The organism is Pseudomonas sp. TE36184 (assembly GCF_054060055.1).
Genome location: NZ_JBSSCU010000001.1, coordinates 3,843,163 through 3,868,491 on the forward strand (window position 1 = coordinate 3,843,163; position 25,329 = coordinate 3,868,491).

Consider the following 25,329-nt stretch of genomic DNA (forward strand, 5'->3'; position numbering starts at 1 on the left):
ATCACCCTTGGTTAAGCAACTGACGCAAGTCGATCACCGCCGCGTTGGCCCGGGAAATGTAGTTGGCCATCACCAGCGAGTGGTTGGCCAATATGCCAAAGCCGCTGCCGTTGAGGATCATCGGGCTCCAGACCGGCTCTTGCGAAGCCTCCAGTTCACGAATGATCTGGCGCACGCTGACCGTCGCATTCTTCTTGGCCAGCACGTCGGCAAAGTCAACTTCGATGGCGCGCAACAGATGGGACAAGGCCCAGGCCTGGCCGCGGGCTTCGTAGAACACGTTGTCGATCTGCATCCATGGGGTTTCCACCACTTCTTCATCGAGCTGCGGCACTTCACCCGGCGCCAGCGCTTCGGTTTTCAGTGAGGTGTTCAGCTTGACCCGGCCGACACTGGCCGACAGACGTTGCGACAACGAACCCAGGCGTGTGGCGACATCGCCCAGCCAGTTGTTGAGGTTGTCGGCGCGCGCGTAGAACAGGGCGCCGCGCTGGTTCGGGTCGGACAGGCGCACTTCATAGCGATTCAGGGAGTTGATGCCTTCCTGGTACTCCGACTCGCTGGAAGGCAGCACCCAGCTCTTGTTGTCGAAGTTGAAACGCGGCTCAGCCTTCGCCAGGTCGGCGTCTTCCGCCGACTGCGACTGGGAACGGGCGAAATCCTTACGCAAGGCGCGGGTCAAGTCACGCACCTGCACCAGTACGCCGTATTCCCAGCTTGGCATGTTGTCCATCCACAGGCCCGGCGGGAAACGGTCGTTGGAAATATAGCCACCGGGCTTGTTGAGCAAGGTGCCGGCCACGGTCTTGAGGGTTTCCACGGTGGTGTAACCCAACACCATCTGCTTGCCTTCCTTTTCAGCGGCAAGCTGGGCGTTCTGCTGGACCGGGAACAGCGCCGGCTCTTCGCTCCAGTACCAACCCAAAGCACCGGTGACCAACAGATACAAGCCGAGTACGCTGAGCACCGCTCGGCTCATCAGCACGCTACGCAAATAGCTGCGGTTGGCCGACTTGGGTTCAGGGGCGGGGCCTTTGGCACTGCCTGCACGGTTTTTCCAGTCCAGCATGGCGATATCCTTTCAATCACTTGAGTTCATGCACTTCAATCGACGGCGTGCGTTCAAACACTCCGACAGCAACCCTACCCCATCGTGCCCGTCAATGCGGGGCTTTTCGCCCTACAACTATGATCCAACGGACGCCCAGGGGGCATTCGACTATAAAGGATGCGCGCTTTTTCCGCTGCACGACCAATTAGTCACTAAATGAATGCCAGGGACTCGCAGTTAATTGACGTATGACACTCATGTAACCGAAAAGAGGTGCTAGCATAGAGCCACCAGTCGACCTCAGCACGCACCTTCACTAGTAGTCAGGATATGACCGAGCCAGAAGACCCCAGCCGTGAGCGTCTCAAGCAGCACTTTGCCCAGCGGGTAATTCATCAGGCACGTCAAATTCTTGAGATCTGGCAGCGCCTGCAACGCAGCGAATGGTCCGACGCCGACTTCTCCGAACTCAGCGAAGCCAACCTGCGCCTGCTGCGCTTCGCCGAACGCTTCGAACAGCCCGAACACGGCCAACTGGCGCAGCACATCGGCGAGTCGCTCAAAGCGGTGGACGCCAATCGCGGCCGCCTGAGCAGTCAACTGATCACCGAAATCAACCGCCTGATGCAACGCCTGTCCCGCACCGGCCTGCGCCAGGGCGATCAGCTTGAGCAAACCTTCCTGCCGCCGATGCGCAAGCCGATCTACGTGATGCTGGCCGATCATGATCGCGCCGAGCGTCTGGCCAAGCAGCTGGAATTCTTTGGCCTGAGCGCCCAGTCCCTGGACAACGTGGCGGCGTATCGCGTGGCGATGGCCGAGCGCCTGCCGTCGGCGATTGTGATGGACGTGGATTTCTGCGGCCCGGGCCTCGGCCTCCAACTGGCCGCCGAGGCCCAGCAAGGCCTGGAGCAAAAGCTGCCGTTGCTGTTTTTCAGCCTGCATGAAACCGACACCCCGACCCGCCTCGCCGCCGTGCGCGCCGGCGGCGAGGAGTTCCTGACCGGCACGTTGGAAGCCTCGAGCCTGCTGGAAAAGATCGAAGTGCTGACCTGCGTCGCCCAATACGACCCCTATAAAGTGCTGATCATCGACGACTCACGGGCCCAGGCGCTGCACACCGAGCGCCTGCTCAACAGCGCCGGCATCATCACCCGCACGCTGATCGAGCCGATCCAGGCCATGGCCGAGCTGGCGGATTTCCAGCCCGACCTGATCATCCTCGACATGTACATGCCCGCCTGCACCGGCACCGAACTGGCCAAGGTGATCCGTCATAACGACCGGTACGTCAGCGTGCCGATCATCTACCTGTCGGCCGAAGACGACCTGGATAAACAGCTGGACGCCATGAGCGAAGGCGGCGACGACTTCCTCACCAAGCCGATCAAGCCGCGCCACCTGATCACCACCGTGCGCAACCGCGCGGCCCGTGCGCGCAACCTCAAGGCGCGGATGGTGCGCGACAGCCTGACCGGCCTGTACAACCACACCCATATCCTGCAATTGCTCGAAGACTGCACCTTCCGCGCTCGTCGCGAGAACAAGCCGTTGAGCTTTGCCATGCTCGACATCGACCACTTCAAGCGCGTCAACGACAGCCACGGCCACCCCATGGGCGACCGCGTGATCAAGAGCCTGGCGCTGTTCCTCAAACAGCGCTTGCGCAAGACCGACTACATCGGCCGCTACGGCGGTGAAGAGTTTGCGATTGTGATGCCCGATACCGACCTGGAATCGGCCTGCAAGGTGCTGGATGAAATCCGTGGGCGCTTTGCCGAAATTCACTACCCGGCCCAGCCGCATGACTTGTGGTGTACTTTCAGCGCCGGGCTGGTGGAGTTGTGCGACGATTCCGACAGCCTGATGATGGCCGCCCAAGCCGACGAGGCGCTGTACCGCGCCAAGGATGCCGGACGCAATCGGGTTCAAGCCGCGCACACATCAAGTCAAAGTGCCATCTTTTCACCAGAATCCAGCGATTCCGTCATAACTTTGTAATAGAAACGCAATAACTTCAGGCACTTAACTTTTGCTGTCGGTTGAAACCACGCATGCGCCTGAAGCTGCTGACCAATCTCAATACCCTCCTTCTGGTGGCCGTGTGCCTGGCACTCGGGGCGACGCTCTGGTGGTCGCAACGCGCGCTGGAACGGCCTTATTTGCTGATGGAACGCTACCTGGGGTTGTCGCAGACCTTCCAGAACCAGGCCGCACGCAACATCGACGACTACCTGGCCAGCGGCGACGCCCTGCGCTTGAGCAGCGCCAGCCAGAGCCTGGAAAGCCTGCTGCAGCACCTGGATGAATTGCCCGCCGACCTCGCACAAAGCCTGCGCCCCAGCCTGAAGGAGCTGGACACCTTCAGCAAAACCGACCTGCTCGCCGCCGGCAAACTGGCCGGCGACCCGCAAGCGCTGCTGTTGCAGGCCGAGCGCGAACTGGGCGCGAACCTCGAGCAACTGAGCCAGTACGCCATCGGGGTCGATTCGCCCGCCGCGGCGCGCTACCTGCCGCCGCTGCTGGCGGCGTCCCAACACCTGGGCAAGCTGTCCCTGGCCCGCGACAAGCTGGTGAGCAGCGGGCGCGCCGAACTGGCGGATGATGTGGAGCGCGAAGTCAGCAATATCCGCGGCCAGGCCGACCTGCTGGAGCAACTGCCCTTACTTGGGGTCAAGGCCAACGCCGGTTCGAACACCGATGACTTTTCGGCGCTGATGGGCCTGGAAAACAGCGAAAAAACCGAAACACAAGACACCGGCGTCGACCTCAAGCGCGAACTCAACAGCCTGCTGACCCGCTACCCGGCCGAACTCAAGCGCACCCGCGAGCAGATCCAGCGGCGCGCCGACCTCGCCGCCGGCACCCACCTGAAAATCGCCGGTGTGCAACAGGCCATCGCCGGCCTGGAGCCCGTCGTGCGGGCGCAACACGCAAAGATCCAGGGCGAAGTGCGCCTGATGCAAGGGGTGATGATCGGCCTGATCCTGCTGATCGCCCTGCTGATCGATACCCTGCAACGGCGCCTGGCACGGGTGCTGACCAACCTGGCACCGGCCCTGTCGACCTGGGCCGAAGGCGACTTCAGCCAACCGATTGCCTTGGGCAAGACCAACCGCGAACTGCGCGACATCGAGGCCTCCCTCAACCGCTTGCGCGCCTACCTGGTGGACCTGGTGGGCACCATTCGCGGCAATGCCGAGGAAGTCGCCGGCAGCAGCCGCGCCCTGGCCGAGCTGAGCAGCGGCCTGCATGATGGCGCCGAACGGCAGGCCGGGGACACCGCGCAGATCCGCGATTCGTTGGGCGAATTGGAAGCGACCATTCAACAAGTCGCCGGGGACGCCAGCCAGGCCGCCGGCGCCAGCCGCAGCGCGGGCCAGGCGGTGAAGCACGGCCAGCGGGTGATCGGCCTGAGCCTGACCGGGCTGCATGCGCTGGTGGGCGAAGTGCAGCAAAACGCGCAGATGATCGAGAAACTCGCCGAAGAGTCCGCGACCATCGGCGGCGTGTTGACAGTGATTCGCTCGATCGCCGACCAGACCAACCTGCTGGCGCTCAATGCCGCCATTGAAGCCGCCCGCGCCGGAGACGCCGGGCGGGGGTTTGCCGTGGTCGCCGACGAAGTGCGCTCCCTGGCCCAGCGCACCGCTGGCGCCACCGCCGAAATCCAGGGCCTCATCGCCGGCCTGCAAACCGCCGCCCGCCAGTCGGTGGAAGGCATGCGCGCGCAGGTCGAACACGCCGAAGCCACCGCCCAGCAAGCACAAGCGGCCGACGGCGCGCTGGATGAAATCGTCGGGGCGATCCAGACCATTTCCGACACCTCCGTGCGTATCGCCGATGTGACCGCGCAGCAGAGCGGTGCGGTGAGTGAGATTCGCGATAACAGCGAACGGATTCATCAGTTGGGTGAGGACAACCTGCTGCGCATCGGCCAAGGCCGCAGCCAGGGTGAGCACCTGTTGGTGCTGGGCGGCCAACTCAACACCGCCGTCCAAGCCTTCCGCGTCTGACCCGATCTAGCGCCATACGAAGAACCAATGTGGGAGGGGGCTTGCCCCCGATAGCGGTGGATCAGTTGCAGATATTGAGACTGGCACACCGCTATCGGGGGCAAGCCCCCTCCCACATTTGATCGCCACAGGTTTCAAGACGGTATTACCAATGACCGGATCCTGGGCCGCAGTCACAAATTTCGCGCAATCCTCGCTAATCGTGCTGCCTACTGCATAGAACTGGACAGTCATAAACGCTTTGCGGCATAGTCGCCGGGTTCTGCCGTACCCACATCAATAACAAGGAACAGCCGATGGCGACCTTACTGGTTCTTCACGGACCCAACCTGAACCTGCTCGGCACCCGCGAACCGGGCGTCTACGGGGCAGTGACCCTGGAACAGATCAACCTCGATCTGGAGCGACGGGCCCGTGAAGCCGGCCACCATTTGCTGTACCTGCAAAGCAATGCCGAGTACGAATTGATTGATCGCATCCATGCCGCGCGCGGCGAAGGCGTGGACTTTATTCTGATCAATCCCGCCGCTTTTACGCACACAAGTGTTGCATTACGTGACGCGCTGCTGGCGGTGAGCATCCCATTCATCGAAGTGCATTTGTCGAACGTGTACAAACGCGAACCTTTCCGCCATCACTCCTACTTCTCCGACGTAGCGGTAGGTGTGATCTGCGGCCTTGGCGCCAGCGGTTATCGACTGGCCCTGGAGGCCGCCCTGGAACAACTTGAACAACCGGCCAAGCGCCCCTGACCGACCCTTGGGAGTTGACGATTCATGGATATCCGTAAAGTTAAGAAACTGATCGAACTGCTGGAAGAATCCGGCATCGACGAGCTGGAAATCAAGGAAGGCGAAGAGTCTGTACGCATCAGCCGCCACAGCAAGACCCCGGCCCAGCAATTCTACGCGCCGCAGATGCAAGCACCGGCACCTGCCGCTGCCGCTCCGGTCGCCGCTGCGCCTGTCGCCGCCGCCGAGCCTGCTGCGCCCAAGCTGAACGGCTTCGTGGCCAAGTCGCCAATGGTCGGTACGTTCTACCGCACCCCGGCACCGGGTTCGCCAGCCTTCGTTGAAGTCGGCAAAACCGTGAAAGAAGGCGACACCATCTGCATCGTGGAAGCGATGAAAATGATGAACCACATCACGGCCGAAAAAGCCGGTGTCATCGAATCCATTCTGGTAGAAAACGGTCAGCCGGTTGAGTACGACCAGCCGCTGTTCACCATCGTTTGAACCGCGGAGCGCCTTCGATGTTGAAACCTGCGAAGAAACTGCAAAAAGTCCTGATCGCCAACCGCGGCGAGATCGCGCTGCGTATCCTGCGCGCCTGTAAGGAAGAGGGCATCAAGACCGTCGCTGTTTACTCGACGGCCGATACCGAACTGATGCACGTGAAACTGGCGGACGAAAGCATCTGCATCGGCCCGCCACTGGCTGCGAACTCGTACCTGAAAGTCTCGAACATCATCGCCGCTGCGGAAGTGACCGGCGCTGATGGCATCCACCCGGGCTACGGCTTCCTCGCGGAAAACGCCGATTTCGCCGAACAGGTGGAAAAATCCGGGTTTGCCTTCATCGGCCCGAAAGCCGAGACCATTCGCCTGATGGGTGACAAGGTTTCGGCCAAGGACGCCATGATCGCGGCCGGCGTGCCGACCGTTCCAGGCTCCGACGGCCCGCTGCCCGAGGACGAGACCACTGCGCTGCGCATCGGTCGCGAAGTCGGTTACCCGGTGATCATCAAGGCCGCAGGCGGCGGCGGTGGTCGCGGCATGCGCGTGGTACACAAGGAAGAAGACCTGATCGAAGCGGCCAAGCAGACGCGCTCCGAAGCGGCTGCCTGGTTCGGCAACCCGATGGTCTACCTGGAGAAGTACCTGACCAACCCACGTCACGTGGAAGTGCAGGTGCTGTCCGACGGCCAGGGTCACGCCATCCACTTGGGCGACCGCGATTGCTCGCTGCAACGTCGTCACCAGAAGGTATTGGAAGAAGCACCGGCACCGGGCCTCGACGAGAAAGCCCGTGCGGAAGTCCTGGCGCGTTGCGTCAAGGCGTGCATCGACATCAACTACCGTGGCGCCGGCACTTTCGAGTTCCTCTACGAGAACGGCCGTTTCTACTTCATCGAGATGAACACTCGCGTGCAGGTAGAACACCCGGTTTCGGAGATGGTCACCGGTATCGATATCGTCAAGGAGATGCTGAGCATCGCCGCCGGTAACGAGCTGTCCTTCACCCAGGACGACGTGAAGATCCACGGCCACTCCCTGGAGTGCCGGATCAACGCCGAAGACCCGAAAACCTTTATCCCGAGTCCAGGCCTGGTCAAGCATTTCCATGCACCGGGCGGCAACGGCGTTCGCGTCGATTCGCACCTGTACAGCGGCTACAAGGTTCCGTCCAACTACGACTCGTTGATCGGCAAGCTGATCACCTGGGGCGCCACCCGCGACGAGGCCATGGCCCGCATGCGTAACGCCCTGGACGAAATCGTGGTCGACGGCATCAAGACCAACATCCCGCTGCATCGGGATCTGGTCCGCGATGAAGGCTTCTGCGAAGGTGGTGTGAACATTCACTACCTGGAACACAAACTGGCCAACCAGTAAGTGCTCCACCCAACAAAGCCGCCTTCGGGCGGCTTTGTTGTTTGTGGCCCCTCCATTTTGAAGATGTACACAGTCCAAATGTGGGAGGGGGCTTGCCCCCGATGGCGGCAGCTCAGTCATAGATTAGGTGACTGACCCACCGCTATCGGGGGCAAGCCCCCTCCCACATTTGGTCGGCGTACTGTCAGTACAGTCGTCTTCTTCTCCACGCTCGCGTAAACTTGCGCGCTTTCGCAGCCCCTCCCCGCTGCACACTCATTTTTTTCAAAGGTGCCCGCCATGCCTTGGCTGCAAGTCCGTCTCGCCATCAGCCCAGAACAAGCCGAAACCTACGAAGACGCGTTCCTTGAAGTGGGCGCCGTCTCGGTGACCTTCATGGACGCCGAAGACCAGCCGATCTTCGAGCCGGAACTCAACACCACCCCGCTGTGGTCCCACACCCACTTGCTGGCCCTGTTCGAAGACGGCACCGATGCCGCCAGCGTCCTGGCCCATATGGAACTGCTCACCGGCGGCCCGTTGCCCGAGCACCACAGCGAAATCATCGAAGACCAGGACTGGGAACGCAGCTGGATGGACAACTTCCAGCCGATGCGTTTCGGCCAGCGCCTGTGGATCGTGCCGAGCTGGCACGCCGCCCCCGAGCCTGACGCGGTGAACCTGCTGCTGGACCCGGGCCTGGCGTTCGGCACCGGCACGCACCCGACCACCGCGCTGTGCCTGGAATGGCTGGACGGCCAGGACCTGAACGATTGCCACGTGTTGGACTTCGGCTGCGGCTCGGGGATTCTGGCGATTGCCGCCCTGTTGTTGGGCGCCAAGGAAGCCGTCGGCACCGATATCGACGTACAGGCCCTGGAAGCCTCCCGCGATAACGCCGGGCGCAACCACATTGCTGAAGGCAAATTCCCATTGTACCTGCCGGAGCAATTGCCCCAGGTGCAGGCCGATGTGCTGGTCGCCAATATCCTCGCCGGCCCGCTGGTGGCCCTGGCGCCGCAGCTGTCGAGCCTGGTCAAGCCGGGTGGCCGCCTGGCGCTGTCGGGCATCCTCGCCGAACAGGGTGAAGACGTGGCTGCGGCCTACGCCCAGGATTTCGAGCTCGACCCGATCGCCAATCGTGATGGCTGGGTACGCATCAGCGGGCGTCGGCGCTAGAATGAGCGCTTGCCTGAATCGGATGGCCGCATGACCGACAGTTTCGTCACCCAGTGTCCCCATTGCCAAACGCGCTTTCGCGTCAGCCACGCTCAGTTGAACGTGGCGCGCGGCGTGGTGCGCTGCGGCTCGTGCCTGCAAGTGTTCAACGCCGCGCGCCAGTTGCTGGAGCAGCGCGCCCACGCGCAAGCGCCGAAGCCTGAACAGCCGGCCGCAGCGGAGCACGCCGCCGAGGCGCCGCAGGCGATCAGCCAGAAACAGTGGACGGCGCAAGAGCTGGACCTGGACAACCTGGACCTGGACAAAGAACTGGCCAAGCTGGAACGCCGCGAGATTCAACACACCCAGCCGCTGGGCGCGGAACGCCGGCAAGGCAGCGCCGACCGACGCAAAAAGGAAGATGCCCTCAGCGCCAGCCGCGACACGATCAAGGCCGAGGAAGAAAAATGGGCCGCCAGCCTGTTCAGCGAACCGCCTGAAGAACGCGCCAAAGCGCCCGAAGACGAACCTGAACCGGCAAATGCCCCTGCGACTAAACAGCGCACCGAACCGTCGATGTCCCTCGCCACCGACGACATCGACGATGAACCGCCGCTGCGCTCCACACCTGCCGATGAAGACGACGAACTCGACCCACCCGTGAGCGCGGTCAGCGACGACGTGGACGCGCCGGAACCCGACGAGCGCCCCCAAGGCCGCAAGCGTTCGCGCAGCGCCGCCAGCGCCCACGACGAACTGCTGCAGGACCTCGAAGATGACCCGCTGCACTTGTACGCCGGCAAACGCCCGTCGAGCTGGGGCCGTCGCCTGCTCTGGCTGTTGCTGGTGCTGATCGCCGCCGCCGGCCTCGCCGGCCAGTACATTGCCTACCAGTTCGACGACCTGGCGCGCCAGGACGCCTATCGCCCGTGGTTCCAGCAACTGTGCCCGACATTGGGCTGCACGGTGCCGTCACGGGTCGATATCGCGCACATCAAGAGCAGCAACCTGGTGGTGCGCAGCCATCCTGAATTCGCCGGCGCGCTGGTGGTGGATGCAATCATCTATAACCGCGCGACGTTCTCCCAGCCGTTTCCGCTGCTGGAACTGCGCTTTGCCGACCTGAACGGCAACCTGATCGCCAGTCGGCGCTTCAAGCCCGCCGAATACCTGAGCGGTGAGCTGGCTGGGGTCAGTGAAATGCCGTCGCAGACGCCGATCCATATCTCCCTGGACATCCTCGACCCCGGCAACAAAGCGGTGAATTACAGCCTGAGCTTTCATTCGCCCGAGTGAATCGGCGCGGTCATCGAGGTTTGACGACGGATTATTGACTGGACCGCCGGCAACCAAACCGGTGGCGATAAAGAAATAACTGTTCAGATTTTATCCAATTCAGCCTTTATCCAGTCATCGAGAGCGGGTATCATGCCAACCCTTTTTCGAACTCTAATGATCCGGCCCCACAACAGGGAAGTCCTATGTCGGCGGTACGCATCGGCCCATACACATTGCACAATGGTTTGATTCTCGCGCCAATGGCGGGGGTCACCGACCAGCCCTTTCGTCAGCTGTGCAAGCGTTTGGGCGCGGGTCTAGTAGTCTCGGAAATGGTCACCAGCGACATGAGCTTGTGGAACACCCGCAAATCGCGGCTGCGCATGATCCACGAAGGTGATCCCGAGCCCCGCTCGGTACAGATCGCCGGTGGCGACGCACAGATGCTGGCGGAGGCGGCCCGGGCCAACGTGGAGCTGGGCGCGCAGATCATTGACATCAACATGGGCTGTCCGGCCAAGAAGGTCTGCAACAAGGCCGCCGGTTCCGCGCTGTTGAAGGATGAGCAGTTGGTCGCCGAGATCCTGCAGGCCGTTGTCGCCGCAGTGGATGTACCGGTCACCCTGAAGATTCGTACCGGCTGGGACCGGGACAACAAGAATGGCCTGACGGTGGCGAAGATCGCCGAACAGGCGGGTATTTCAGCGCTGGCGGTGCATGGCCGCACCCGCGCCGATCTTTACACCGGCGAAGCCGAGTACGACACCATTGCCGCGATCAAGCAGGCCGTGTCGATGCCGGTATTTGCCAATGGCGATATCGACTCAGCCGAGAAAGCCCGGCGCGTGCTGCATGCGACCGGTGCCGATGGCCTGTTGATTGGCCGGGCCGCCCAGGGGCGGCCATGGATTTTTCGTGAAGTCGAACACTTTCTGCGTACCGGCGAGCTGTTGCCGGCACCGGGGTTGATCGAGGTGGAACGTATTCTGCTAGAGCATCTGGCCGCCCTGCACGCCTTCTACGGAGACGTGATGGGAGTACGCATTGCTCGCAAGCATGTCGGCTGGTATCTCGCAACCCTGCCGGGCGCCAGGGAGTTTCGCGCCCACTTCAATCGTTTGGATGATACGGAAGCACAGTGCGCCAACGTTCGTGAGTTCTTCAGCGAACGTGACAAGAGCCTGGTGACAGGGGACGGAGAGGGGGTGGCCGCATGACGATGATGACCGAGACTTTAGTGAGTGGAACAACACCCGTGAGCGACAACGTCAATTTGAAACAGCACCTCAACACGCCGAGCGAAGAAGGCCAGACCCTTCGCGGGAGTGTCGAGAAGGCGCTGCACAATTATTTCGCCCACCTTGAGGGCGCTTCCGTCACGGACGTGTACAACCTCGTGCTCTCCGAAGTCGAGGCGCCCTTGCTCGAAAGCGTGATGAACTACGTCAAGGGCAACCAGACCAAAGCCAGTGAGCTGCTGGGCCTCAACCGTGGCACCTTGCGCAAAAAGCTCAAACAATACGATTTGCTGTAAGCATTCAATCCGACCAGAAAGGCGCCCGCGTAAAACCGGTCGCCTTTTTTGCTGACTCCTTTGCTTTTGATGGAAATTGAAATGACCGACCAGACTACCCGCCTGCCGATCCGCCGCGCCTTGATCAGTGTCTCCGACAAGACCGGGGTTCTCGAATTTGCCCGGGGGCTGGAAGCCCTGGGCGTGGAAATCCTCTCCACGGGCGGGACCTTCAAACTGCTGCGAGACAACGGCGTGGCCGCAGTAGAAGTCGCGGACTACACCGGTTTCGCAGAGATGATGGACGGTCGGGTCAAGACCCTGCACCCGAAAATCCACGGCGGCATCCTCGGCCGTCGCGGTATCGACGACGCCATCATGAACGAGCACGGCATCAAGCCGATCGATCTGGTGGCGGTCAACCTCTACCCGTTCGAAGCCACCATCAACAAGCCGGGCTGCGACCTGCCGACCGCCATCGAAAACATCGATATCGGCGGCCCGACCATGGTTCGCTCGGCCGCCAAGAACCACAAAGACGTGGCCATCGTGGTCAACGCCAGCGACTACGCCCAGGTGCTTGAAAACCTCAAAGCCGGTGGCCTGACCTACGCCCAGCGTTTCGACCTGATGCTCAAGGCGTTCGAACACACCGCCGCCTACGACGGCATGATCGCCAACTACATGGGCACCGTGAACCAGGCCGCCGAGACCCTCAGCACAGAAGGTCGCAGCCAGTTCCCGCGGACCTTCAACAGCCAGTTCATCAAGGCCCAGGAAATGCGCTACGGCGAGAACCCGCACCAGAGCGCGGCGTTCTACGTGGAAGCCAAGCCGGCCGAAGTGGGCATCGCCACCGCGACCCAGCTGCAAGGCAAAGAACTGTCCTACAACAACGTGGCCGACACTGACGCCGCGCTGGAATGCGTGAAGAGCTTCGTCAAGCCGGCCTGCGTGATCGTCAAGCACGCCAACCCGTGCGGCGTGGCCGTGAGCCCGGACGCTGAAGGCGGCATCCGCCAGGCTTACGAACTGGCCTACGCCACCGACACCGAATCGGCCTTCGGCGGCATCATCGCTTTCAACCGCGAACTCGACGCCGCGACCGCCAAGGCCATCGTCGAGCGTCAGTTCGTCGAAGTGATCATCGCCCCGTCCGTCAGCGAGGAAGCCCGCGCCATCGTGGCCGCCAAAGCCAACGTGCGCCTGCTGGCCTGCGGCGAATGGTCGGCCGAACGTGCCCCTGCCTGGGACTACAAGCGCGTCAACGGCGGCCTGCTGGTGCAAAGCCGCGACATCGGCATGATCAGCAGCGCCGACCTGAAAGTGGTGACCAAGCGCGCACCGACCGAGCAGGAAATCAACGACCTGATCTTCGCCTGGAAAGTGGCCAAGTACGTCAAGTCCAACGCCATCGTCTACGCCAAGAACCGCCAGACCATCGGTGTCGGCGCCGGCCAGATGAGCCGCGTGAACTCGGCGCGCATCGCCGCGATCAAGGCTGAACACGCCGGTTTGCAGGTAGCGGGCTCGGTGATGGCGTCCGACGCGTTCTTCCCGTTCCGCGACGGCCTGGACAACGCCGCCAAGGCCGGCGTCACCGCAGTGATCCAGCCAGGCGGCTCGATGCGTGATGCCGAAGTGATTGCTGCGGCAGACGAAGCCGGCATCGCCATGGTCTTCACCGGCATGCGCCACTTCCGTCACTAAACAGCACCGCTTCCCGACTGTAGGAGCGAGCTTGCTCGCGAAAAACTCAAAAACGCCACGAGGTGTCAGGTTTCCCTCGTTATCGTTGACGACCTTCGCGAGCAAGCTCGCTCCTACAGGGAAGCACAGCGTTTCTCAGAGGTTTTTGAAATGAATGTTTTGATTATTGGCAGCGGTGGCCGTGAACACGCCCTGGCCTGGAAAGTTGCCCAGGACCCACGCGTCCAGAAAGTATTCGTAGCCCCCGGCAACGCCGGCACCGCCATTGAAGCCAAGTGCGAAAACGTCGCCATCGACGTGCTGGCCCTGGAACAACTGGCGGATTTCGCCGAGAAAAACGTTTCCCTGACCATCGTCGGTCCGGAAGTGCCGCTGGTTGCCGGTGTCGTCGACCTGTTCCGCAGCCGCGGCCTGGACTGCTTCGGCCCGACCGCCGGCGCGGCCCAGCTGGAAGGTTCCAAGGCATTCACCAAGGATTTCCTGGCGCGCCACAAGATCCCGACCGCCGACTACCAGAACTTCACCGAGATCGAGCCAGCCCTGGCTTACCTGCGTGAAAAAGGCGCGCCGATCGTGATCAAGGCCGACGGTCTGGCCGCGGGCAAAGGCGTGATCGTCGCCATGACCCTGCAGGAAGCCGAAGACGCCGTGCGCGACATGCTCGCTGGCAACGCCTTCGGTGAAGCCGGTTCGCGCGTGGTCATCGAAGAATTCCTCGACGGCGAAGAAGCCAGCTTCATCGTGATGGTCGACGGCAAGAACGTCCTGCCGATGGCCACCAGCCAGGACCACAAGCGCGTCGGCGACGGCGACAGCGGCCCGAACACCGGCGGCATGGGGGCTTACTCCCCGGCCCCGGTCGTGACCAGCGAAGTGCATCAGCGTGTGATGGACCTGGTGATCTGGCCGACCGTGCGCGGCATGGCCGATGAAGGCAACGTCTACACCGGTTTCCTCTACGCCGGTCTGATGATCGACAAGGCCGGTAACCCGAAGGTCATCGAGTTCAACTGCCGCTTCGGCGACCCGGAAACCCAACCGGTGATGCTGCGCCTGCAATCGAGCCTGGTGCTGCTGGTGGAAGCCGCGCTGGCCCAGGCCCTGGACAAGGTTGAAGCCCAGTGGGACCCACGCCCGAGCGTCGGCATTGTGCTGGCAGCCGGCGGTTACCCGGCCGACTACGCCAAGGGCGATGTGATTGAAGGCCTGGACGCAGCGGCGACGCTGGAAGGCAAAGTGTTCCATGCGGGCACTGCGCTGCAGGACGGCAAGGTGGTGACCGCAGGTGGCCGTGTGCTATGTGCCACCGCGATGGGCGCCAGTGTCGACGCTGCACAGCAACAGGCTTACAAACTGGCGGCGAAAATCAGCTGGAACGGCTGCTTCTACCGTAAAGATATCGGCTATCGCGCGATTGCCCGTGAACGTGGCGAGACTCATTAAGTCGCTATCCGTTCGGTTAGGTAAGGGCCTCTGGCCCTTGCCGTACTCGTATGACCCCGCGCATAGTTAACCCGTGCTTCAACCTACGAAGGGATTTCGCCGTGCGCTGGCTCAGGATCGCCATAGGTTTCACTGTCAGTCTGCTGACACTGCTCTGTTTGCTCCCGGCCCAGGCCGCTGCGCAAGGCAGTGGCTGGGCAGTATTGCTTGATGAACAGGCCGACCTGCAACTGAGCGATATCCGTTCGCCCCGCTACACCAATCAATTCAGCCCCATCGAACTGGACCGGATCACTGCTGCCGAGCCGGACGGTGCGTTGTGGGTACGCTTCAAGCTGCAACCCGGCCAGCACGAGCAAGTGCTGCGGGTGTTTGCCCCGGACGTTTCCCTCCTGAGTCTGTATGTGCTGGATGGCGACACCCTGGTGGAACAGCAAACCACCGGCACGCGCCAGCCCCAGGCCGAGCGCCCGCTGCCCAGCAGCGACTTCATGCTGCCGATGCCCCAGAGCCCGAAGCCCCTTGAGGTGTACCTGCGCCTGGTCTCGGAACACGAACTGCGCCCCTATATCACCCTGGAGCCGGCCGTACTCGCCGCCGCCGACCAAAGCCAGACGCTGATCTACGGCCTGCTGTTCGGCTGTCTGCTGATGCTGATCCTGCACAACCTCTCCCGCTTCGCCTACCACCGCTCACGCAGCAGCCTGTGGCTGGCGGCCTGCGAAGTGCTGCTGCTGCTCAGCCTGGCGTTGCTGCTCAACCTGCTGGGGCCATGGCTGCAGAACTGGCACGCGATCCAGACGCCGGGCGCCTACCTCGCCCTGCTGCTGACCGCACCGTGCGGGCTGATGTTTGCCTATCGCTTCTTCATGCCGCTGGGCCCGCACCCGCTGAACAAACTGTTGATGGCCGACATTCTGTTGATCGTGCTGTGCGGCCTGCTGCTGTTGTTCGTCAACACGTTGCCGCTGAACATCATCACTTACGTCCTGGTGGCCCTGGCCGGCCTGAGCATGTTGTTTGTCTCGGCCTATCACTGGCAAAAAGGCTACCGGCCGGCGCGGTTGTTCGTGGCGGGGATGGTGGTGTTCAACATCGGCACACTGATCATCCTGCCTGCCTTGCTTGGCCTCACGTTGCTGGCGCCGCAAGGCTTGATCATTACCCTGCTCAGCTTTATCTGCCTCAGTGGCCTGCTGATGAGCCTGGCCCTCGGCGAACGCCAGCGCGCCATCGTCGAAGCACGCTTCAGCCTCAGCCGCGAGCTGGCGGCCAGCAACGCCGAAATCGCCGCCAAGGCCGAGTTCCTGGCGAAGATCAGCCACGAAATCCGTACCCCCATGAACGGCGTGCTGGGCATGACCGAGCTGCTGCTGGGCACGCCGTTGTCGGTCAAACAGCGCGACTATGTGCAGACGATCCACAGCGCCGGTAACGAACTGCTCACACTGATCAACGAAATCCTCGATATCTCCAAGCTGGAATCCGGGCAGATCGAATTGGACGACGTGCAGTTCGACCTCAATGCGCTGATCGACGACTGCCTGAGCATCTTCCGCGCCAAGGCCGAGCAGCAGAACGTCGAGCTGATCAGCTTTATCCAGCCCCAGGTGCCGCGGGTGATCAGCGGCGACCCGACGCGCCTGCGCCAGGCGATGTTGAGCCTGCTGGAAAACGCCCTGCAGAAAACCGATGAAGGCGAAGTGTTGATCGTCGTCGCCCTCGACGAGCGCAGCCCCAAGCCGCGCCTGCGCATTGCCGTGCAGGACAGCGGCCTGCCAATGGAAGCCGCCGAACGCGATGCGTTGCTGCACAGCGAACTGCACAGCAAGAACTTCCTCTCGGCCACCCGTTTGAGCGGCCACCTGGGCCTGGTCATCGCGCGCCAGTTGATCCTGTTGATGAACGGCGAATTCGGCATCAAGAGCGGCGCACAACAAGGCAGCACCCTGTGGCTGACCCTGCCGCTGGACCCTGAACGCCTGGAACACCCGACCTCCGACCTCGACGGCCCGCTCAAGGGTGCGCGGGTATTGGTGGTGGACGACAACGACACCTGCCGCAAAGTGCTAGTGCAGCAATGCACCGCCTGGGGCCTGAATGTCAGCGCCGTGCCGTCGGGCAAGGAAGCCCTGGCGTTGTTGCGCACCAAGGCGCACCTGCGTGATTACTTCGACGTGGTGCTGCTGGACCAGAACATGCCCGGCATGACCGGCATGCAACTGGCAGCCAAGATCAAGGAAGACCCGAGCCTCAACCACGACATCCTGCTGATCATGCTCACCGGCATCAGTAACGCGCCGAGCAAGATCATCGCGCGCAATTGCGGGATCAAGCGCATCCTCGCCAAGCCGGTGGCCGGCTACACCCTCAAGACCACCCTGGCCGACGAACTGACCCAGCGCAGCAAAGGCGGCGGGCAGCCACGCGCGCCCCTCAACGCGCCGGCGGCCATCATCGTGCCCAGCGACTTCCGCATCCTGGTGGCCGAAGACAACAGCATCTCCACCAAAGTCATCCGCGGCATGCTCGGCAAGCTCAACCTCAACCCGGACACCGCGAGCAACGGCGAAGAAGCCCTGCAGGCGATGAAGGCCCAGCGCTATGATCTGGTGTTGATGGACTGTGAAATGCCGATCCTCGATGGCTTCTCCGCGACCCAACAGTTGCGAGCCTGGGAAGTCAGCCACCAGCGCATTCGCACGCCGGTGGTGGCGCTCACCGCACACATCCTCTCGGAACACAAAGAGCGCGCACGCCAGGCCGGGATGGACGGGCACATGGCCAAGCCGGTGGAATTGTCACAATTGCGCGAGCTGGTGGAGTACTGGGTGGCGCAGCGTCAGCCACGGCCGGAGCATGCGCCCTCTTAACGTCAAATGCGCTCGAATGTGGGAGGGGGCTTGCCCCCGATGGCGGCGGACCAGTCACCGATGCATCGACTGAAAGACAGCGATGGCAAGCTTGCTCCCGATAGCGCTGGAACAGTTACAAATAAGCTGACTGCCACACCGCCATCGGGGGCAAGCCCCCTCCCACACTGAGCCTGCGTCTGCCACACAATGGATGAACACCACAGATCCTATGTGGGAGGGGCTTGCCCCCGATGGCGGCGGACCAGTCACCTATGCATCGACTGAAAGTCGGCGATGGCAAGCTCGCCCCCTCCCACACTGAGCCTGCGTCTGCCACACAATGGATGAACACCACAGATCCTATGTGGGAGGGGGCTTGCCCCCGATGGCGGCGGACCAGTCACCGATGCATCGACTGAAAGACAGCGATGGCAAGCTCGCTCCCGATAGCGCTGGAACAGTTACAAATAAGCTGACTGTCACACCGCTATCGGGAGCAAGCCCCCTCCCACACTGAGCCTGCGTCTGCCACACAATGGATGAACACCACAGATCCTATGTGGGAGGGGGCTTGCCCCCGATGGCGGTGGACCAGTCACCGATGCATCGACTGAAAGACAGCGACGGCAAGCTTGCTCCCGATAGCGCTGGAACAGTTACAAATAAGCTGACTGCCACACCGCTATCGGGAGCAAGCCCCCTCCCACACTGAGCCTGCGTCTGCCACGTAATGGATGAACACCACAGATCCTATGTGGGAGGGGGCTTGCCCCCGATGGCGGCGGACCAGTCACCGATGCATCGACTGAAAGACAGCGATGGCAAGCTCGCTCCCGATAGCGCTGGAACAGTTACAAATAAGCTGACTGTCACACCGCTATCGGGAGCAAGCCCCCTCCCACACTGAGCCTGCGTCTGCCACACAATGGATGAACACCACAGATCCTATGTGGGAGGGGGCTTGCCCCCGATGGCGGCGGACCAGTCACCTATGCATCGACTGAAAGACAGCGATGGCAAGCTCGCTCCCGATAGCGCTGGAACAGTTACAAATAAGCTGACTGTCACACCGCCATCGGGGGCAAGCCCCCTCCCACACTGAGCCTGCGTCTGCCACACAATGGATGAACACCACAGATCCTATGTGGGAGGGGCTTGCCCCCGATGGCGGTGGACCAGTCACCGATGCATCGACTGAAAGACAGCGATGGCAAGCTCGCTCCCGATAGCGCTGGAACAGTTACAAATAAGCTGACTGTCACACCGCTATCGGGAGCAAGCCCCCTCCCACACTGAGCCTGCGTCTGCCACACAATGGATGAACACCACAGATCCTATGTGGGAGGGGCTTGCCCCCGATGGCGGTGGACCAGTCACCGATGCATCGACTGAAAGACAGCGACGGCAAGCTTGCTCCCGATAGCGCTGGAACAGTTACAAATAAGCTGACTGTCACACCGCTATCGGGGGCAAGCCCCCTCCCACACTGAGCCTGCGTCTGCCGCACAATGGATGAACACCTCAGATCCTATGTGGGAGGGGGCTTGCCCCCGATGGCGGTGGACCAGTCACCTATGCATCGACTGAAAGACAGCGATGGCAAGCTTGCTCCCGATAGCGCTGGAACAGTTACAAATAAGCTGACGGTCACACCGCTATCGGGAGCAAGCTCCCTCCCACATTTGATCTCTGTCGCCTGATAGACTCCGCCAATCTCCTTCTGTCGCGAGCCACCCCCATGCTCCACGTGTTATTCAGCGTTTACCTGAAGATGCTGGTGCTCTACAGCCCGTTCTTCGTGTTGTCCTGTTTTATCAGCCTGACCCGCGGCTATTCGAGCAAGGAACGGCGACGCCTGGCCTGGAAAGTGGCGTTGGCGACGCTGGTGTCGAGCGTCTTGCTCTACCTGTTCGGCCGGGTGATTTTCAGCGTGTTCGGCATCACCGTGGACGCTTTCCGCATCGGCGCCGGCAGCGTGCTGTTCATCTCGGCCCTGGGCATGGCGCAGGGCAAGTCGGCGGTGCAGACCGATAACGTGCAGCAGGACGTGACCATCGTGCCGCTGACCATTCCGCTCACTGTCGGCCCCGGCACCATCGGGGCGCTGCTGGTGATGGGCGTCAGCCAGCCCCATTGGGACGACAAAATCGCCGCCATCCTCAGCATCGCCCTGGCCAGCTTCACGGTGGGCGTGGTGCTGTATTTGTCCAACCGTATCGAACGGATTCTCGGTGACCAGGGCTTGCAGATTGTCAGTCGCTTGATGGGCTTGTTCGTGTGCGCCTTGGCCGCACAAATCATCTTTACCGGGGTGCGCGGCTACCTGGTGCCTTAGATCCGGTATTTGGCGATCGCCAGTTGCACCTTGTCGCCCGCACTCTCACGCATCAACTGGATGGTTTTTTCGTTGACCACCGAGGTATTCAGCACCAGGCAGGTTTGCCCGCTGAAGGCCTCGAACGAGGAACTGTCCCACTCAAGAAAAGGCAGCCCCACGTGCTTGCTGACGCCATGGGAGCTGTAGGTCACCAGCACCATCATGACTTCGCCGTCGGTTTCGGCGCAGGACGCCAAGCCAAAATCGCCACCCTGATGCACGCTGCTATTGCGCTTGAACAGCTCGAATGACGCCGGCATCTGTTTCAATGTTTCCAGCGCATCGGCGGCCAGTTTCGGCAGCGCCGTCAGCAGAGGCCCGGCCAGTGAGGTCGAGGCCAGCAGGGTGGCGATGATATTCAGCGCCGCCAGTTGCACCGTCAGCCCCTTGCCGGCGCTTGAGACCCGCTCGAACCGGCTGCGCACCGGCAGCCAGCCCAGGCTGATCATCACCTTGATAAATTCGTCGTACCAGCCCTCCGTGCCGCGACTGATCTTCAAGACATCGCTGACGTAGCTGCTGGCCAACAGATAGCTTTTGCGGATGTATTCGCGGTTCAGGCCGCTCAGGCCGTCGGCGAACGAGATCACGCCATTGTTGACCACCGCCGCGTTGCAGCCGTCCTCGGTATCCAGCGGTAAAGCCGCGTGCGTCCCCGGCGCGCCGGGCAGCTTATAGGCGGCAATCAATTTGCGCCGCTTGGTGCTGTTGATCCTTCTGTGATGTCGCTCCATTTTCAGTTCTCCACAAGCACCCCACATGGGGCGTGTGTCCACACTAGTCCAGGCGCCGACGGGCTTTCCACACGACAAACATCCCTTGCCGGCAGCGCTCGCGCAGCGCAGCCCAGCATTCGTTGGGCGCCCCACGGGCAGTTCCGGATTTCATCGATAAAAAAAGAAAAAGCCCCGAATCACGGCAGGTGTTCACCCAGCGTCATTCGGAGCTTTCCGGCGCTCGCGCGGCGCTTTTCAGGAGGCCGGTTTTTCGCCATACCAGCGCGGCGTGTACACCCACTCACCGCCGCCGGCGCGCGGGAACGCGCAGGTGGTGGACGAGCCGATCAGCACCATGGTCCGCATGTCCACCTGTTCCGGGGTCAATTGCCCCAGCGTGGTCACGCGCAGGGTCTGGCCCGGCCGCCCGATATCGCGGCCCAGCACCACCGGCGTTGCGGCGTTGCGGTGTTGCGCGACAATCTCCAGGGCACGCCCCAGTTGCCACGGCCGCGCACGCGAGATCGGGTTGTAGAACGCCAGGGCCAGGTCGGCCTGGGACGCGAGGTCCAGGCGCTGCTCGATGATCGACCAGGGCTTGAGGTTGTCCGACAGCGACATCACGCAGAAGTCGTGCCCCAACGGCGCGCCGGCCTGGGCTGCGGTGGCCAGGGACGCGGAAACGCCCGGCAGGATTTCCAGCTCGACCTGGTGCCAGGCCGGGTCTTCGGACTCGTGCAGCGCCTCGATCACCGCCGCCGCCATAGCGAACACACCAGGGTCGCCGGACGACACCACCACCACCGAACGGCCTTGGGCGGCCAGCGCGAAAGCGTGGCGGGCGCGCTGCATTTCTTCACGGTTGTCGGTGCAGTGCTGCACCTGATCGTCGCGGAACGGCCCGGCCATGCGGACGTAGGTTTCGTACCCCAGCACATCGGTGCAGCGCGCCAGTTCGGCCTTCACCGCCGGCACCATCAGGTCGGCGGCGCCAGGGCCGAGGCCGATCACCGCAAGGCGGCCACGCGGGCGACCGACCTGGGACACGTCCAAGGGCTGCTCGGCGACCGAAACAACGACGTCCGCCGCTTGCTCCACCTCGGCGAAACGCAGCGGCACGCCTAACTCCAACGCCGCTTCGTGCAACGACGGTTCGGCCATCTGGGTATCGCTGGCCAACAGGCAGGCCAGTGACTGCAGGGCAATCCCCGAGGCATGCAACGCGCCACGCACACGCTGCGCCAATTGCGCGCCGGGCTTGCAGGTGACGCACACGCTCTGTGGATAAATCAGCAACTCGTTGGCCGCCGGTACGCGCTCGGCGCTGCCTACGTGGATCGCCAGGCGCGCCTGTCGGTCCTGCGCCAGGTTGGCCTGGTCAAGCCACGGCGCCGCGCCTTCGATACGCACGCTTTCGCCGGCAAGCAGGTCGCTGACGAAGCGCTTGCCCAGCTCCAGGTCCGCCAGTTGATAACCGGCCGGCGGGTTGAGCAGGCACGTACCGAAACGCAGCTCGCCACTGGTGGTGATCGCGGCGGCCACGCCCAACGCCGCGGCAATCTCTCGCGCCAAGTCATTCACCCCGCCCAGGCCACCGAGCAACGGCACCACCGCACTGCCGTCTTCGGCCACGGCCAGTACGGCGGGCTCTTCGCCTTTTTCCAGCAGCAGCGGCGCCAGGGTGCGGATCACGATACCGGCGGCGCACAGCGCGATCAGCGGCGTGCCTTGCTGATAGAGCTGGCGCAGGGTCGCGCCGAATTCGCGGTAGCTCTGGTCCGCGCCGTCGACCCGGCCCAGCAGGCCGTGGATCACCGCGCCCGGATACACCTGCGCAATCCTGCGCGCCGTGGCCAGGCTGCCCTGCCCGAGGATGACGATCGCCGGGCGCATCAACCTTGCCACCGTTCACCGGGCACGATGATCAGCGAGAAATACGGCGAGGACATCGGCTCGACTTGATCCAGCGGGACAATTTTCTGGTTGGCCATGGTCGCGCGCTCCACATACAGCGCACGCTCGGCCAGGCCGAGTTCTTCGAGCACCTGGCGCACCTTGGGGAAGTTGCGCCCCAGCTTCATGATCACCGCCGCGTCGGCATCCGCCAGGCGACGCTTGAGGTCTTCATGGGGCAGCACCCCCGACAGCACCGACAGGCTCTGGTTGCGATACACCAGCGGCGCGCCGAGCACCGAGGCGCCACCGAGCATCGAACACACGCCGGGGATGACCTGCGCTTCGTAGCGCTCGGCCAGGCGGTCATGCAGGTACATGTAGGAGCCGTAGAAGAACGGGTCGCCTTCACAGATCACCGCCACATCGCGGCCGGCGTCCAGGTGCGCGGCGACGTCCTGGCTGGCGCTGTCGTAGAAATCGCTGATCACCTGTTCATAGGACAGCGGCGCCGGCAACGCTTCGGTGGTCACCGGGTACACCAGCGGCATCAGGGTTTGCTGCGCCACCAGGTGGTCTTCGATGATGCCGAAGGCGTTGCCCTTTTTGCCCTTGGCCACGAAGTACGCCACCACCGGCGATTCGCGCAGCAGGCGCAGGGCCTTGAGGGTGATCAGTTCCGGGTCGCCGGGGCCGACGCCCAGGCCGATCAAACGTCCGCGTGCCGGCATTATTCGACCTCCGTGGCCAGGGCATTGACCGCCGCGGCCGCCATCGCACTGCCGCCCAGGCGGCCCTGCATGATCACGAACGGCACGCCACGGCTGTAGGCGGCCAGCATCGCCTTGGATTCGGCGGCGCCGACGAAGCCCACCGGGAAGCCAAGGATCAACGCCGGTTTCGGCGCGCCGGCGTCGAGCATTTCCAGCAGGTAGAACAAGGCGGTCGGCGCATTGCCGATCACCACCACACTGCCGGCCAGGTGCGGGCGCCACAGTTCCAGGGCGGCGGCGGAGCGGGTGTTGCCCAGCTTCTGCGCCAACGCCGGCACGCGTTCGTCGCGCAGGGTACAGATCACTTCGTTGTTGGCCGGTAGCCGCGCACGGGTCACGCCTTCGGACACCATCCGCGCATCGCACAGAATCGGCGCACCCGCGGCCAGCGCCTCGCGCCCGGCCCTGCCCGCGCCTGCGGAGAACTGCAGGCCGTCGATCGCCTCGACCATGCCGCAGGCATGAATCACGCGCACCGCGAGTTTTTCCAGGTCGGCCGGGATGCGCTCCAACCTGGCTTCCGCGCGAATAATGGCGAAGGAGTTGCGATAGATCTCCTGACCGTCGCGGATGTAATCAATCATCGGTGTTGCTCCGTGGGTGAGCGCGCAGCAGGGCGCCCGCCGCTTCAATGGAAAGAGTGCGCGCGTGCAGCCGGCCGAAACCGGGCTGGGCTGCTTCGCGAAAATAGACGTCGTAATGGCCGGGGCTGACCGCCAGCAAGGTCACCGGCGCGATGTGCGCGGCGGCGCAGGAACGCGCGCAGCCAGACAGATGTACCGCGTGGCCGGGGCGCAGCGCGGCCAGTTGCATCGCGTCGGCCTTGGTATCGGCCAGGCCTTTGCCGCAGCCGCTGGAGCCGGTGCAGGCGATCAGCTGCGCCAGCGGCTGGTCGGCCGAGCAGAGGAAGCCCAGCTGTTCCAGGCGCGCGGTGATCGCGGCGGCATCCTGGCATTTGGCGTTGGGCAGCAGCAGGCCTTGCCAGGGGGTAAAGCGCAGCGTGCCGTCGCCATACTCATCGGCGAGTTGCGCTGCGCCCTTGAGCATGGAGGCGTCGAGTCGACCCAGCGGCGTCACGGCGGTCACGTAGACCCGACCGTGCTGACGCTGTGGATAACTTCCCAGGTGCAGCCACGCCCCGCTGGCCGGGCGCTTGAAGTCATCGACCGGCAATAACGGCAGGTCCAGCCCGACCAGGAAGTTATCCACAGGCAGATGACGCATGCGTGTTTGCGCCGGCGTGGCCAGGTCCAGAAACCGCTCCAACACCGCCACCACCAAGGCATGCCCCTGCTCCAAGCGCACGGCCGCCAACGGCGCATCCAACCCCGGGCAGCCGGCCAGGCCGAACGCGAGCAGTGTTTCGCCGCCCGGCTCAAAGGCCGACAGCCACAGGTCATGGTGATGTTCGAGCATCGCCAGGGCTTCACCGCCATCCAGTTGCACCGCGAACTTGGCCGACAGCTCGTGGAAGCGCGTGTGGTTTTGCAGGGTGGCGAGGATCTGGTCGGCCAGCGGGCGCGTATCGAACAGCATCTGCGGGTCGATACCGGCGCTGGGGCTGAGCATCAGGTTGCGCACGTCGTCACCGGCGGCGGTGCTGGGGCCGAGGCCTGCGGCAAGGAGCATCGCGATCAAAGCCTGCTGCTCGGCACCGATCCCGCGGATCTGCAGGTTGGCGCGGTTGGTCGCCTCGATCACCCCGCCCGCATAGGCCTGGGCCGCGTCCGCCACGGCATGGGCTTGTGCGGCGCTGATCGCGCCGCCGGCCAGTTTGATCCGGCAGATGCCGCCGTCCAACGCCTGGACGATACGCAGCAACCCCGGGCAAGCCGAGGGGCGCAAGGTGTTCAGAACAGGGATTGGGTTCACGGGGCTACCGGTTCGCGGGTCAAGGCGCGGTATTATGCCTGCTTTGTCCGACGGCATGAAAAGCCTGCCCGTCGGATGTCG

The 25,329-nt window shown here is 63.0% G+C and carries 19 protein-coding genes and 1 pseudogene; 13 read left to right on the top strand and 7 right to left on the bottom strand.

What is annotated here, in order from left to right:
• Nucleotide 1: 1 nt before the first annotated feature.
• Complete coding sequence (locus ACVWZP_RS17325; RefSeq protein ID WP_371928174.1) at nt 2-979, bottom strand: DUF2333 family protein; 978 nt, start codon at nt 977-979, stop codon at nt 2-4.
• Between the two features lie 402 nt (nt 980-1,381).
• On the opposite strand from ACVWZP_RS17325, the gene ACVWZP_RS17330 reads away from it, so the two are divergent.
• The 10 genes from ACVWZP_RS17330 (at nt 1,382) to purH (ending at nt 13,319) form a co-directional block, all read left to right on the top strand.
• Nucleotides 1,382-3,052: a response regulator gene (locus ACVWZP_RS17330; RefSeq protein ID WP_057005975.1), complete on the top strand. Its 1,671-nt coding sequence runs from the start codon at nt 1,382-1,384 to the stop codon at nt 3,050-3,052.
• A gap of 53 nt (nt 3,053-3,105) precedes the next feature.
• Nucleotides 3,106-5,067, top strand: a complete 1,962-nt coding sequence (locus ACVWZP_RS17335) for a methyl-accepting chemotaxis protein (protein ID WP_046384849.1) — start codon at nt 3,106-3,108, stop codon at nt 5,065-5,067.
• Nucleotides 5,068-5,363: 296 nt separating this feature from the next.
• Nucleotides 5,364-5,819, top strand: coding sequence for a type II 3-dehydroquinate dehydratase (gene aroQ, locus ACVWZP_RS17340; protein ID WP_017849665.1), 456 nt, complete (start codon nt 5,364-5,366; stop codon nt 5,817-5,819).
• 24 nt (nt 5,820-5,843) lie between these two features.
• Complete coding sequence (gene accB, locus ACVWZP_RS17345; RefSeq protein WP_017849666.1) at nt 5,844-6,302, top strand: acetyl-CoA carboxylase biotin carboxyl carrier protein; 459 nt, start codon at nt 5,844-5,846, stop codon at nt 6,300-6,302.
• Nucleotides 6,303-6,319: 17 nt separating this feature from the next.
• Nucleotides 6,320-7,681 (top strand): acetyl-CoA carboxylase biotin carboxylase subunit, encoded by a 1,362-nt coding sequence (accC, locus tag ACVWZP_RS17350; protein WP_017849667.1) that lies wholly within the window; start codon nt 6,320-6,322, stop codon nt 7,679-7,681.
• A gap of 279 nt (nt 7,682-7,960) precedes the next feature.
• A complete protein-coding gene (gene prmA, locus ACVWZP_RS17355; RefSeq protein WP_046384850.1) occupies nt 7,961-8,839 on the top strand; it encodes a 50S ribosomal protein L11 methyltransferase in 879 nt (292 codons plus the stop codon).
• Nucleotides 8,840-8,869: 30 nt separating this feature from the next.
• Nucleotides 8,870-10,114: a DUF3426 domain-containing protein gene (locus ACVWZP_RS17360; protein ID WP_457369970.1), complete on the top strand. Its 1,245-nt coding sequence runs from the start codon at nt 8,870-8,872 to the stop codon at nt 10,112-10,114.
• Nucleotides 10,115-10,299: 185 nt separating this feature from the next.
• The gene (gene dusB / locus ACVWZP_RS17365; RefSeq protein WP_017849670.1) at nt 10,300-11,313 is read left to right on the top strand and encodes a tRNA dihydrouridine synthase DusB; all 1,014 of its coding nucleotides are present in this window, start codon (nt 10,300-10,302) and stop codon (nt 11,311-11,313) included.
• On the top strand, nt 11,310-11,630 hold the full coding sequence (gene fis, locus ACVWZP_RS17370) for a DNA-binding transcriptional regulator Fis (protein ID WP_002555375.1): 321 nt from the start codon (nt 11,310-11,312) through the stop codon (nt 11,628-11,630). Before dusB ends, fis begins: the two co-directional genes overlap by 4 nt.
• A gap of 81 nt (nt 11,631-11,711) precedes the next feature.
• Nucleotides 11,712-13,319, top strand: coding sequence for a bifunctional phosphoribosylaminoimidazolecarboxamide formyltransferase/IMP cyclohydrolase (gene purH, locus ACVWZP_RS17375; RefSeq protein ID WP_046384852.1), 1,608 nt, complete (start codon nt 11,712-11,714; stop codon nt 13,317-13,319).
• A 15-nt stretch (nt 13,320-13,334) separates the two neighbouring features.
• On the opposite strand, the pseudogene ACVWZP_RS17380 reads toward purH, so the two are convergent.
• Nucleotides 13,335-13,448, bottom strand: a pseudogene (locus ACVWZP_RS17380) (outer membrane lipoprotein carrier protein LolA); the annotation flags it as partial.
• Between the two features lie 21 nt (nt 13,449-13,469).
• On the opposite strand from ACVWZP_RS17380, the gene purD reads away from it, so the two are divergent.
• From purD to ACVWZP_RS17395, 3 genes are all read left to right on the top strand, one after another.
• Nucleotides 13,470-14,762: a phosphoribosylamine--glycine ligase gene (gene purD / locus ACVWZP_RS17385; RefSeq protein ID WP_017849672.1), complete on the top strand. Its 1,293-nt coding sequence runs from the start codon at nt 13,470-13,472 to the stop codon at nt 14,760-14,762.
• A gap of 101 nt (nt 14,763-14,863) precedes the next feature.
• Nucleotides 14,864-17,635 carry a hybrid sensor histidine kinase/response regulator gene (locus ACVWZP_RS17390; RefSeq protein WP_017849673.1) on the top strand — a complete coding sequence of 924 codons (2,772 nt, stop codon included), beginning with the start codon at nt 14,864-14,866 and terminating at the stop codon, nt 17,633-17,635.
• Between the two features lie 1,720 nt (nt 17,636-19,355).
• Nucleotides 19,356-19,952 (top strand): MarC family protein, encoded by a 597-nt coding sequence (locus tag ACVWZP_RS17395; protein WP_017849674.1) that lies wholly within the window; start codon nt 19,356-19,358, stop codon nt 19,950-19,952.
• Here the strand turns inward: ACVWZP_RS17395 and ACVWZP_RS17400 are convergent.
• From ACVWZP_RS17400 to cobG, 5 genes are all read right to left on the bottom strand, one after another.
• Complete coding sequence (locus tag ACVWZP_RS17400; protein ID WP_046384853.1) at nt 19,949-20,728, bottom strand: ubiquitin family protein; 780 nt, start codon at nt 20,726-20,728, stop codon at nt 19,949-19,951. The two genes, ACVWZP_RS17395 and ACVWZP_RS17400, sit on opposite strands and share 4 nt — an antisense overlap.
• Nucleotides 20,729-20,965: 237 nt before the next feature.
• Entirely contained in the window at nt 20,966-22,603 is a 1,638-nt protein-coding gene (gene cobJ / locus ACVWZP_RS17405) for a precorrin-3B C(17)-methyltransferase (RefSeq protein ID WP_457369971.1), read from the bottom strand.
• The gene (locus ACVWZP_RS17410; protein WP_017849677.1) at nt 22,603-23,334 is read right to left on the bottom strand and encodes a precorrin-2 C(20)-methyltransferase; all 732 of its coding nucleotides are present in this window, start codon (nt 23,332-23,334) and stop codon (nt 22,603-22,605) included. Before ACVWZP_RS17410 ends, cobJ begins: the two co-directional genes overlap by 1 nt.
• Nucleotides 23,334-23,960: a precorrin-8X methylmutase gene (locus ACVWZP_RS17415; protein WP_261753753.1), complete on the bottom strand. Its 627-nt coding sequence runs from the start codon at nt 23,958-23,960 to the stop codon at nt 23,334-23,336. The genes ACVWZP_RS17410 and ACVWZP_RS17415 overlap by 1 nt, the downstream gene beginning before the upstream one ends.
• Nucleotides 23,953-25,305 carry a precorrin-3B synthase gene (cobG, locus tag ACVWZP_RS17420; RefSeq protein WP_457369972.1) on the bottom strand — a complete coding sequence of 451 codons (1,353 nt, stop codon included), beginning with the start codon at nt 25,303-25,305 and terminating at the stop codon, nt 23,953-23,955. The genes ACVWZP_RS17415 and cobG overlap by 8 nt, the downstream gene beginning before the upstream one ends.
• Nucleotides 25,306-25,329 lie beyond the last annotated feature (24 nt).